General features: G+C 64.4%; 10 protein-coding genes. 6 read left to right on the forward strand and 4 right to left on the reverse strand.

Annotated elements, in window-relative coordinates:
- Positions 1-47: 47 nt before the first annotated feature.
- Entirely contained in the window at positions 48-1,160 is a 1,113-nt protein-coding gene (locus tag AC1DY5_RS27055; RefSeq protein ID WP_478116396.1) for an IS630 family transposase, read from the forward strand.
- An 11-nt stretch (positions 1,161-1,171) separates the two neighbouring features.
- Positions 1,172-2,593, forward strand: coding sequence for a decarboxylating NADP(+)-dependent phosphogluconate dehydrogenase (gene gnd, locus AC1DY5_RS27060; protein ID WP_478116398.1), 1,422 nt, complete (start codon positions 1,172-1,174; stop codon positions 2,591-2,593).
- Between the two features lie 282 nt (positions 2,594-2,875).
- Here gnd and AC1DY5_RS27065 read toward each other — a convergent pair whose 3' ends face one another.
- Positions 2,876-3,625 (reverse strand): ABC transporter substrate binding protein, encoded by a 750-nt coding sequence (locus tag AC1DY5_RS27065; RefSeq protein ID WP_478116400.1) that lies wholly within the window; start codon positions 3,623-3,625, stop codon positions 2,876-2,878.
- A gap of 812 nt (positions 3,626-4,437) precedes the next feature.
- Here AC1DY5_RS27065 and AC1DY5_RS27070 point away from each other — a divergent pair.
- Both AC1DY5_RS27070 and AC1DY5_RS27075 read left to right on the forward strand, forming a co-directional pair.
- Entirely contained in the window at positions 4,438-5,535 is a 1,098-nt protein-coding gene (locus tag AC1DY5_RS27070) for a zinc-binding metallopeptidase family protein (RefSeq protein WP_478116401.1), read from the forward strand.
- A 250-nt stretch (positions 5,536-5,785) separates the two neighbouring features.
- Entirely contained in the window at positions 5,786-8,194 is a 2,409-nt protein-coding gene (locus tag AC1DY5_RS27075) for a catalase (protein ID WP_478116403.1), read from the forward strand.
- A 19-nt stretch (positions 8,195-8,213) separates the two neighbouring features.
- Here the strand turns inward: AC1DY5_RS27075 and AC1DY5_RS27080 are convergent, their stop codons facing one another.
- A complete protein-coding gene (locus AC1DY5_RS27080; RefSeq protein ID WP_478116404.1) occupies positions 8,214-8,366 on the reverse strand; it encodes a hypothetical protein in 153 nt (50 codons plus the stop codon).
- Between the two features lie 9 nt (positions 8,367-8,375).
- Here AC1DY5_RS27080 and AC1DY5_RS27085 point away from each other — a divergent pair, with 9 nt between their 5' ends.
- Together AC1DY5_RS27085 and AC1DY5_RS27090 are read left to right on the forward strand one after the other, a co-directional pair.
- Positions 8,376-8,579 carry a hypothetical protein gene (locus AC1DY5_RS27085; RefSeq protein ID WP_478116406.1) on the forward strand — a complete coding sequence of 68 codons (204 nt, stop codon included), beginning with the start codon at positions 8,376-8,378 and terminating at the stop codon, positions 8,577-8,579.
- Between the two features lie 590 nt (positions 8,580-9,169).
- A complete protein-coding gene (locus AC1DY5_RS27090; RefSeq protein ID WP_478116408.1) occupies positions 9,170-9,508 on the forward strand; it encodes a PIG-L deacetylase family protein in 339 nt (112 codons plus the stop codon).
- 136 nt (positions 9,509-9,644) lie between these two features.
- Here AC1DY5_RS27090 and AC1DY5_RS27095 read toward each other — a convergent pair whose 3' ends face one another.
- A complete protein-coding gene (locus tag AC1DY5_RS27095; protein WP_478116410.1) occupies positions 9,645-9,932 on the reverse strand; it encodes a hypothetical protein in 288 nt (95 codons plus the stop codon).
- 533 nt (positions 9,933-10,465) lie between these two features.
- A partial coding sequence (locus AC1DY5_RS27100) for a PA2169 family four-helix-bundle protein (RefSeq protein WP_478116411.1) occupies positions 10,466-10,693 on the reverse strand: 228 nt, incomplete at its 5' end.

The following is a 10,693-nucleotide window of genomic DNA, read 5'->3' on the forward strand; positions in this document are numbered from 1 at the left end:
GAACTTAAAGTATACTGCGCATACCAAGCTTTGCGGAGGTTTGAGCCATGCGCGTTGCCCGGAAGATCGAACTGGAYGCTGTTGCCGAACGGGAGTTGACTGCGCTCGCCCGGCGCGGCCGCGTTGAGGCCCGCGTGCAGCAGCGAGCCAGGATCGTGCTGTTGGCCGCGAAGGATTGGCAGAACAAGGACATCGCTGCCGAGGTCGATTTGGACCGACGCCAGGTGGCCTTGTGGCGCCAGCGCTTCCTGGACGGCGGGGTGGAGGCCCTGAWGCACGATGCGCCGCGCCCCGGGCGCACCCCCAGCGTGACCGCCGAGCTGGAGTCGAGCATCGTGGACAGGACGCTTCACGACAAGCCCATCGCCGCCACGCACTGGAGCACGCGCACGCTGGCCGCGCAGCTCGGGGTGGGGCCGACGACGATTCGCCGGGTGTGGAAGCGCAACGGCCTGAAGCCGCATCGCCAGAGCAGCTTCAAGCTCTCGCGCGACCCGCGCTTCGAGGACAAGCTGCTGGATGTCGTGGGGCTGTACCTGAACCCACCCGAGCGCGCCCTGGTGCTCAGCTGCGACGAAAAAAGTCARATYCAGGCGCTCAACCGCACCCAGCCGGGCTTGCCGATGAAGAAAGGCCGCGCCGGCACCGTCACTCACGACTACAAGCGCCATGGCACGACCACGCTGTTCGCGGCGTTGAACACCCTGGACGGCACCGTGATCTCGATGTGTCAGCAGCAACACCGCCACGTCGAGTGGCTGMAGTTCCTGCGCCTGATCCAGCGCAAGACSCCCAAGCACCTGSAGCTGCACCTGATCGTGGACAACTACGGCACCCACACCCACCCGGAGGTTCAAGCCTGGCTCGCCAAGCACCCGCGGTTCGTCATGCACTTCACGCCCACCAGCGCCTCGTGGCTSAACATGGTCGAGCGCTTCTTCCGCGACATCTCGGAGAACCGCATCCGGCGCGACAGCTTCACCAGCGTGCCCGAACTGGAATTGGCGATCGATCTGTACGTGGCCCACCACAACGCCAACCCAAAACCCTTCATCTGGACCGCCAGAGCGACCGACATCCTGGCCAAGGTCACGCGAGCCAAGGCCGCACTGGCAAGTGCGTACAAGATAAGTACATATCTGAGTGGCGCACTACACTAGAGAATCTACCGATGAGTGACACAAGCGATTTCGGATTGATCGGCCTGGCCGTGATGGGCCAGAACCTCGTGCTGAATGTGGAAAGCCGCGGCTTCCAGGTCAGCGTCTACAACCGCACCGAGGCCACCACCGAGGCCTTCATTGCCGCCAACCCCGGCAAGAAGCTGGTTGGCGCCAAGACGCTCGAGGAGTTCGTGCGGAGCCTGGTCAAGCCGCGAAAGATCCAGATCATGGTGAAAGCCGGCGCGCCGGTCGACCAGGTGATCGAACGGCTCATTCCGCTGCTCGACAAGGACGACATCGTCATCGACGGCGGCAACAGCCTCTACACCGACACCGAGCGCCGCGATGCCTACCTTTCGAGCCGGGGCCCGCGCTTCATCGGCGCTGGCGTGTCGGGCGGCGAGGAAGGCGCGCGCAAAGGCCCGTCGATCATGCCGGGCGGGCCGCTGTCCACCTGGGAAGTGATGAAGCCGATCTTCGAGAGCATCGCGGCCAAGGTGGACGGCGAGCCCTGCGTGATTCACATCGGCCCCGGCGGCGCCGGCCACTACGTGAAGATGGTGCACAACGGCATCGAGTACGGTGACATGCAGCTCATCTGCGAGGCCTACAGCCTGTTCAGGGCGGCCGGCTTCACCACCGACGAGATGGCCGCGATCTTCAATGATTGGAACGACGGCGAGCTGCAGAGCTACCTGATCCAGATCACCGCCAAGGCGCTCGAACAGAAAGACCCGGAAACGGGCAAGCCGATCGTCGACGTCATTCTCGACAAGGCCGGCCAGAAGGGCACGGGCCAGTGGACGCTGATCAACGCGGCCGAGAACGCGGTGGTCATCAGCACCATCAACGCCGCCGTCGAGGCGCGCGTGCTGTCGTCGCAAAAGAGGCAGCGCGTGGCGGCCAGCAAGCTGCTGCAGGGCCCGAAGATCGAACTGTCGCTCGAGAAGAAGGCGCTGGTGGCCAAGGTGCACGACGCGCTCTATGCGTCGAAGGTCATCAGCTACACACAGGGCTTCGACCTCATCAAGACCATGGGCGACAAGAAGAGTTGGGGCCTCGACCTGGGCCGCATCGCGGCGATCTGGCGAGGCGGCTGCATCATCCGCGCGCGCTTCCTGAACCGCATTACCGACGCCTTCCGCACCGATCCCGCGATGGGCAACCTGATGCTCGACCCCTTCTTCAAGGACCTGCTGAACCGCACGCAGCAGAACTGGCGCGAAGTGGTTGCGCTGGCGGTGAGCAACGGCATTCCGGTGCCGGCGTTCAGCGCCTCGCTGGCCTACTACGACAGCTACCGCACCGAGCGCCTGCCCGCGAACCTGCTGCAGGCGCAGCGCGACTTCTTCGGCGCGCATACCTACGAGCGCACCGACAAGACCGAAGGCCGGTTCTTCCACACGGAATGGCCTGAAGTGATCGGCTGATGCTATGCCGGCCTTCGACCACCCCAGCCACTTGGTCGAGGACTGGCAACTGCTCGATGGCACGCCGGTGCGGATCCGCCCGATCCGCGCCGACGACCTGGCCATGCACACGGCCTTCGTGGCGGGCCTGTCGAACGAGACGGGCTACCACCGGCTGCTGTCGCCGCGCAAGCCGCAGCCCGACGAGCTGCGACGGATGACGGACATCGACTACCGCCATGAACTGGCGTTGATCGCGACGACCGAGGTGGATGGCAAGGAGCAGCAGTTGGGCGTGGTGCGCTATGTGCGCGGCGCCTTCCGGAGGGCCAAAATGGACCAGCGTGCGCTAGGACTGCTTTTGGCCGGAAGCGGCTGGCCGCCATTGTTGACTGCCGCATGGTCAGTGCGCACGCGCTTCAATGCGATGCGGACAACCGCCCTGCCCTGCCCCGGCTGCTCAAGCTTGACCCCGTCCCTGGCCATCGCTGCGAAGGCGGCGTCGAAGTCGTCCGGGCCGCGCGCTTCCAAGATCAGCACCGGCACCGCAAGCGTGCGTTCGTAGCTTGCAATGTCGTTCTCAATGCCGGTTCGCGTCGCGTTGTACGGATTGAAAAGCACCGCAAACTTGCGCGCCGACGGCACGATGTCTTTCAGCAACTGAAATCGCTTGGCGAGGATGCCCTTGAACGAGCCAGATATCCCGGTGATGTTGCCGCCGGGGCGGGCGATGCTGAGCGCCAGCCCGATTTGCACCGGGTCATCTGTCGCCACGGCCACTACCGGCAGCGTGCTGCTGGCTTGCTTGGCCAGCATTGGCGCGTGATTGCCGGTGGTGACGAGCACCTCGAGTTTGAGCCGCAGCAACTCGGCCAGCAGCTCGGGCAGCCGCTCTTGCTTGCCATCGGCCCATCGGAACTCGATCGTGAGGTTCTGCCCCTCGACATAGCCGAGCTCGCGCATGCCGCGTCGGAACGGTTCGACCATACCGTGCGTCGTGCCGGGACCAAGGCCAGCGCCGCTGAGAAAGCCGATCTTGACCTTGCGCGCCACGGGCTGCGCCAGCGTGGCCCACGGCGCCGCCACGAGCGCAACTGCAGTGCCGATGAGGGTTCGCCGCACATCTCTGGAACGAGCCGTCATCCAATGAAGCGTTCGCATGGCATACCCGCTTTCAGTTCCAGCCGCGCCGGTCGGACTGCGCGCCGCCTCAGTGAATCACGGGCAGGTCCGCGCAGCGACTCCGCGGGCTAGGCTACATCCGTTTGGTGCGCGCGGCGATAGATAGAGACGGCGCGCGCAGGCAGTCGGACGCCGAGCGAGCGCTCAGTCGCCGCGGCTGCAAGCCACTCACGCACAGTTTTCATGGTCCCTCGAATGACCGGTCCTGGCCGTTCTGAGCCGTTGGCCCCAAGCGTAGCGGCTCTTTTTGCTCGCCGCTAATATATGGCTTTTTATCCAGTAGTTTGGTTTTACTGGAGCTAAGCGGATACGTCTTATATTTATACAGAACTATCAAATCCGGCAAAAGCGGCACGGGCAGTTTGCCAGTCCTAACGGGCTAAATCCTCGTGGTTAGCCCGATGGATGACTGCGTGCTGTTGATTGGAGGCAAGCATGCTCAATCTGTCAATCATCCCTGTGGGGGAGGTCCGGCCGGTGGCTCGCGGCCTTCTCCGCCCTCCGCCTGGCCAACTGCCACCGCTTCAGTCGGTCAAGCTGCTCGACCAGGTCCGTGAGCGGGTAGGAGATCGCCGCAAGACGATGGTCACGGCGCCTCGTCCCACGCCATGGCGGGTGGATGTCTCCGGTGTTGTCCCAACTCACGGGCGGATCATGCTGCGTTGCAACAACGGGAGGACGCCATGAAGCAAATGATCTGCTCGAAATGCGGCAATCGCGTGTTCTTCGAGAACCTGACCTGCGAGACCTGCGGCTCGCTACTTGGCTACGCACCGGATGAGCAATTGATGCTCGCCTTCGAAGCCGCGGCGGAGGACTCATGGCGCCGGCTGGGACAGCCGGGCGCCGCGTACAGGCCTTGCGTGAATCGCAAGAAGAACGTGTGCAACTGGATGGTGCGCTCCGGCAGCTCGCACCAACATTGCCTGTCTTGCCGCACGACGCACACCATCCCCGAGCTGACCAAGCCGGAGAACCATGGCTATTGGGCCGCGCTCGAACAGGCCAAGCGACGCCTTTTCTACACACTGGTCGAGCTCGTGCTGCCGACACCCAACAAGCTGCAAGATCCCGCCAATGGGCTGTCTTTCGAGTTCCTCGAGCAGGTGAACCCCAAGCAACGGGTGCTCACCGGCCACGACGAGGGGGTCATCACGCTCAACATCGYCGAGGCCGACGATGCGCGTCGCGAGCACATCCGCATGTCGATGCATGAACCCTACCGGACGCTGCTGGGTCACTTCCGGCACGAGATCGGCCACTACTACTGGGACAGGCTAGTGCTCGGCACGCCGTGGATCGACGAGTATCGATCGCTGTTCGGCGACGAGCGTGCGGACTACGAGCAAGCCTTGAAGAAGCACTACGCTTCGCCGGTCGTGGACTGGCCCCTGCGCTTCATCAGCGTGTATGCGAGTTCACACCCCTGGGAAGACTGGGCGGAGACTTGGTCCCACTACCTGCACATGGTGGACGGCCTGGAAACCGCTGCCGCCTGGGGCGCGCGTCTGGATCTGGCATTGCCGGCCGGACCCGCCCTGAGGGTGCGCAAGCTCGACCTGAACGCTGAGTCGATCCGACACTGCGTGGTCGAACAATGGCTGCCGGTCTCCCAGTTCATCAATGCAATGGATCGCAGCCTCGGCGCCCACGACAGCTATCCGTTCATCGTGGTTCCGCCGGTGATCGAGAAGCTCGATTTCATCCACCGAGTTGTACGGGCCGGAAGTTCCGGAAGCGTTCCGATGAACTTCCTGCCGCGCGTGAGCGGATGTCGCTGAGGAACAACACGTTCTCACGTAGGCCGCGCTAGGACCTAGGCGACAGCATCTCCTGTGCCTCTTGATCTGAAGGGCGCGCAGCAGGATTACAGATGTACGCGCCACATCGAAGCGCTTGTCAATGTCCCACGACAGGAGCAGATGAACTGTGGAGAGCCACTGACAGTGTTCACGCGTGAACGCTGACCACGCTAGCCGAGCGTGCGGCCTAGCTTCCTCACTTCCCCCCGACCCACTTCAGAGACTGTCCATGCCCACATCCAAGCAGAACGAGAAATCGTCCAAGAAGACCGCAGCCGCGGTTGCCGCCCTCAACACCGATAGCGGCGCGGCCCACTTGCCGGCCGGGAAACCGCTGGACGCTGCGTCGCAAAAGGCCGCCCAGCTTCAGGAGATGGTCGCCTTGATGCCGGACAACGCCAACAAGGCGCTGGAGCACGGACACGACAACGCCCTGAAGCCGCCCGTCGGTCTCTCGGTGGACCCGCGGTCGGCCGCGGCGACCGGCAGCACGCTGTCGGAAGAAGTCAGCTCCGAGAAGGTAGGCAGCGTCGCGGTGCCCGGCGTCAATGCGACCATCGAACCGCTGGACCGCGTTCGTGTCGATTCGGGCGGCCAGCGCCTGACGACCGATCAAGGCGTGGCGATCGCTGACAACCAGAACTCGCTGAAGGCCGGTATCCGCGGCCCGGCGCTGCTGGAGGACTTCGTCCTGCGGGAAAAGATCACGCACTTCGACCACGAGCGCATTCCGGAGCGCATCGTGCACGCTCGGGGCTCGGGCGCGCACGGCTTCTTCGAGTGCTACGAAGGCATTCCACAGTTCACCAAGGCCGCGCCGCTGCGCGAGGGCAGCAAGATCACACCCGTCTTCGTGCGCTTCTCCACCGTCGCGGGCGAGCGAGGCTCGAAGGACACCGCGCGCGACGTGCGCGGCTTCGCGGTGAAGTTCTATACCGACGAAGGCAATTGGGACCTGGTGGGCAACAACATGCCGGTCTTCTTCATTCAAGACGCGATCAAGTTTCCCGACCTCGTCCATGCCGTGAAGCCTGAGCCGCACCACCAGATGCCGCAGGCGGCGAGTGCGCACGACACCTTCTGGGACTTCGTCGGGCTGATGCCAGAATCGACCCACATGCTGATGTGGCAGATGTCGGACCGCGCGATCCCGCGCAGCTACCGGATGATGCAGGGCTTCGGCGTGCATACCTTTCGGCTGGTCAACGAGGCCGGCGAATCGGTGTTTTGCAAATTCCACTGGAACCCTGTGCTCGGTACGCATTCGCTGGTATGGGATGAGGCGGTGAAGATCTCAGGCGCCGACCCGGACTTCCATCGCCGCGATCTCTGGGAGGCCATCGAAGCCGGTGAATTCCCCGAATGGGAACTCGGGGTGCAGGTTTTCACCGAGGAGCAAGCCGAAAGCTTCAGCTTCGACGTCTTGGATGCCACCAAGATCGTGCCCGAGGAACTCGTGCCGCTCACGCCCGTCGGGCGCATGGTGCTGAACCGCAACCCGGACAACTTCTTCGCCGAAATAGAGCAGGTGGCGTTCTGCACGGCACACGTAGTGCCCGGTATCGACTTCAGCAACGACCCGCTGTTGGCCGGGCGTATCCATTCGTACGTCGATACGCAGATCACGCGACTGGGTGGCCCGAACTTCCATGAACTGCCGATCAACGCGCCGATTGCGCAGGTCCACAACAACCAGCGCGATGGCATGCACCGTCAGGCCATTCATCGCGGACGGGTGGCCTACGAGCCCAACTCGCTGGGAGGCGGTTGCCCGTTCCAGGCTGGCGCCTCGGCCGGCTTCATGACGTTTCCGCAGAAGGTCGAGCAGGACAAGGTGCGCGGCAAGCCCGAGAAGTTTGCGGACCACTACACGCAGGCCACGTTGTTCTTCGAGAGCCAGACCCCCGTCGAGCAGGCTCACATCGCTGCGGCCTTTCGCTTCGAGTTGTCTAAGTGCACCGTACCGGCTATCCGCGAGCGTTTGGTCGCGAGCCTTCTCAATGCCTCCCCCACCCTGGCACAGAAGGTGGCCGATGGGCTTGGAATGCAACTGCCCGCTGGCTTGCCGAAAGCACTTGCGGTGCCGGCGCCGCCGGAGATCACGAATTCACCGAGCCTCTCGCTCACGGCGCGTCCGGGCGATGGATCCATTCGCACCCGCAAGGTCGCGCTGCTGGTAGCGGACGGCGTTGAAGGTACCGCGCTGGCCACGATCCAGGCCGCGCTCCTGAATGTGGGCGCCGTGGGCCGCTTGGTCGGCCCTCGCATCGGCCCCTTCACCACGGCGTCGGGCGAGAAGATGGAAGCCGATGCGTCATTGGAAAACGAACCGGGCTTCCTCTTCGATGGTCTCGTGCTACCGGACGGGCAGACAGGCGTCGAGACACTCGCGGGCGACGGACGTACCGACGAGTACATCAAAGATCACTTTCGCCATTGCAAGACCATCCTCGCGCTGGGCGCCTCCGAAGCGCTGCTGGCCGCATCAAAGGTCCCACACGCCCTGCCCTCTGGCGAACTGGACCCGGGCATTCTTCGGCGCGACGGCAGCGACATGCAGACGACGATCGATGAGTTCATCAACGCACTCGCCAAGCACCGGCATCCGGCCCGCGAAACGGATCCACCTTGTGTCTGACGCAGAACTCCGCGATGGCCTAGTCCATGAGGGCTTTGAACGCCTTGGTCAGAGACATGGAAGCGAACTTGGACTTGCGCACCTGGTCTCGGCAGGCATCGATCGACTTTCGCGACCCGGTGGGGGCGAAACCCTCGCGCGCTGGCGCGCGCTCGCCGAGGTCGCGGCGCATGATCTTTCGTTGACAAAGCTGTTCGAGGGCCACACCGATGCGCTTGAGATTCTCGCCGAACTCGATGCATCGCCACCACCACCCGGATCGCGCTGGGGCACCTGGTGCGCGGAGCCGCTGGATGCTCGCGTGACGATGGAGGCCGCTCGCATGCGTGTGAGTGGCATCAAGCCCTGTGCTCTGGAGCCGCGCAAGTCACGCACGCGCTGGTGAGCTGCTGGAACGCCTTCGGCGAGCCCTGTCTCGCCGCCGTAGCAATGAAGCAGCGCGGCGTCACGGTGACAGCCGAAGGTTGGCAGGCGGTCGGCATGGCGGCCAGTGCAAGTGTCGACGCATTTCGATCGCGCTGAAGCGATTCAGATCGGCGGACCCGGCGACAACGCCCCGGTTTCTGGCAGGGCGGCGCCGGTATCGCGGCATGCTGGTTCGGCGGCGCGCTTGGCATCTCGCGCATGAGCGCGAACGAAGCGATACGACTTCCGACCCCCATCGCCTCGTGCACCTGGGCGCCATCGACGTGGCACTGACATCGGCGGCAGCCGTGCTGCACGAGGCCGCGGCCTGGATCGATGCGCATCCTCGAGTCGATGTCCGGCGCGTCGCGCTACGCGCGCGGCTGGTCGCAGAGCAGTCTGCCAACGACGTGAGCTCCACGCGGGCCGGGCGCTCGGCGCCGGGCCTCTATGTCGGGATGCCCGTTTTGCACGCGCCATGGCCGACCTGCCGGTGTTCCTCCGGCAAAGCCATGCTGAGCGCGACCTCGCGGCCCTGGGGCAGATGGTGCGCGATGCCGAAATGATGCCATGGACGCTGTGAGCGATTGCGCCATTCTCGGCCAAGGCCCGACCGAGACCGAATGGAACAGCTGGCCCGGTCTCTCGCGCATGCCCGCCACCACGGCCGCAGCTCTGGTGCCGCGCGGTGCGCGGGCTCTGGTGATAGCGCCGCATCCCGATGACGAGGTGCTGACGGTCGGAGGACTGCTTGCGCAATTGGCGCGCATCGGCACGCCTGAACAGGTGGTCGCGGTCACTGACGGCACCACGAGCCATCCCGGATCCAGCGTGTGGCCTGCTGAGCGACTGGCGGTCGAGCGGGCGCATGAAAGCCGCGAGGCGTTGCGCTGCCTCGGCATCGAGTAACGCGCGCTTGCAACTGACCACGTCCACGCGACGCTCCCGAGCTGGGTCTGGCGCGCCTGGTACTTCACGAGGAGGAAGACTTCCCGCTGCAGGTATGGTCGCGTGACGGGCGATCGGTGGCGAAGCGCGAGGGCATTCAATGATCGGATTCGTTATTCCTGCGCACGACGAGGGCGAGCACATCGGTGAGGCACTGGTGGCCGTTATGCGCGCATCTGTCAATCCGGCACTGTGCGGTGAAGTGGTCAACGTCGTGGTCGTTCTCGACACCTGCACCGATAGCACAGGCGCGATCGCCACTCGGCACGGCGTGCAGACCTTGCCGCTCGCAGCGCGCAACGTCGGCTTGGCGCGGGCGGCCGGCGTCGATCTCCTCCTGGATGCCGGGGCGCGCTGGCCGRCGTTCTCCGAAGCGGATACGCAAGGCGCGTCGGACTGGTTGGCAAATCAACTCGCGCAGGATGCGGACGTCGTTTGCGGCTCCGTCTGGCGCTCACGGCCGTCATGGCGACTACCTGCGCGTGCACTTTGCGCGCACGTACAACGCGATACAGACGAGCATCGCCACGTGCATGGCGCAAATCTCGGCGTGTCCGCTGCAGCTTACCGAAGCGTCGGCGGCTTCGCGCCCCTTGCCTGTGGCGAAGATGGCCCTCGTCGCAGACCTGCAGGCGACCGGTGCCCGCATCGCCTGGAGCGCGGCCCCGCGCGTGACCACGAGCGCCCGCACGAATGCTTTGGTTTCGCCTGCCATGTAATCAGGACGGCAATCCGAGATATTGCGCGACTGCGTCCATCGACACCCTCACCTCGCTCACACCCTTGCGAAGATCGTCGAACATACACGGCTCCTTCTTTGTCCACTTACCAGAAGAAAAGCATGGGATCCTCGGGTGCACGCCCGGGCCGGCACGTAGCAAGTGGGAGCTTGAGGCACCCGCACCTCTCTGACCCGAGCTAGGAACGCGCGCGTGCGGCGTTCCTCAGATCGCGAATCTGATCATGATTTTTCTGCGCGCCATCCGCCTGCCTTTGAATGACCGCGCGGACCTCCGTCGGCAGATTTTGCTTCAGGGCCTTCCGGTAGCGGGCAACCGCCGAATCCTCGCCTCGCTCGCACGATTCCAAGATGGACAGCTCGCTGTCGGCGCCAACGGTGCCCTTGACCTGCACCCATCCACGATG

The sequence above is a fragment of the Variovorax sp. P4_D9 genome (assembly GCF_056401695.1).

Excerpts from the sequence above, each read along its gene's own strand:
- gnd (WP_478116398.1), top strand. The coding sequence starts at position 1,172 with ATGAGTGACACAAGCGATTTCGGATTGATCGGCCTGGCCGTGATGGGC.
- AC1DY5_RS27075 (WP_478116403.1), top strand. The coding sequence starts at position 5,786 with ATGCCCACATCCAAGCAGAACGAGAAATCGTCCAAGAAGACCGCAGCC.
- AC1DY5_RS27090 (WP_478116408.1), top strand. The coding sequence starts at position 9,170 with ATGGACGCTGTGAGCGATTGCGCCATTCTCGGCCAAGGCCCGACCGAG.
- AC1DY5_RS27080 (WP_478116404.1), bottom strand. The coding sequence starts at position 8,366 with ATGCGCCGCGACCTCGGCGAGCGCGCGCCAGCGCGCGAGGGTTTCGCC.